This is a genomic window from Microbaculum marinisediminis, assembly GCF_025397915.1.
GTDB lineage: Bacteria > Pseudomonadota > Alphaproteobacteria > Rhizobiales > Tepidamorphaceae > Microbaculum > Microbaculum marinisediminis.
This window is the reverse complement of sequence record NZ_JALIDZ010000029.1, coordinates 1-580: the sequence shown is the minus strand read 5'-3', so window position 1 is coordinate 580 and position 580 is coordinate 1. Positions and strand designations below refer to the sequence as shown.

General features: G+C 64.1%; 1 pseudogene. It reads right to left on the bottom strand.

The annotated features are described in order from the left end of the window. Nucleotides 1-566: pseudogene (locus MUB46_RS24140) on the bottom strand (hypothetical protein); the annotation flags it as partial. Between the last annotated feature and the right edge of the window lie 14 nt (nucleotides 567-580).

Here is a 580-nt window from a genome sequence, read left to right as displayed (position 1 = left end):
GTCCGGTACTTCTCCCACAACAGCCCCTTGCGGGCGTGCGGGCTCGATATGCCGATCAGCATCGCCCCCGGCATCATCGTCGCCATTGCCGGCTTCACGGCCCGGTACACGTCGGCATCCGGGGACAGCGTGTTTTCCGAACGCCAGTGCGCAACCTCGTCGAAGATGGCAGCGACCACCGTGCGGCCACGCACGCGGCGCTGATCGTTCGTCGTCACCTCGACGGCTAGACCGTTCTTCAACTCGATGGAATCCGCCGTGTTGCGCTTGATCAGCTTCCGCAACATCGGCTGTTCGAACATTTCGCTGATGTAGCCCAGACAGACCTTCGCCTGGTCACGGTCAACCGCAAGCAACTGGACCACGCCACGCTCGCCACGGGTCAACCGTTTGCGGAAGCCGAATTGTTCGGCGCCGATGGTGGCCAGATAGACCGCGATGGACCCGGCCTTAACGTCCTTGCCGGACCGGCGCCCCATGATCAGCCATGCCTCGCTGGCAGGCTCGTCGGGCGCCTCGTCGCGGCCGGTCAGTTCCCGGAATACGGCGAGTTCGTCGTCAGTCATGGGGAGCCCGAACA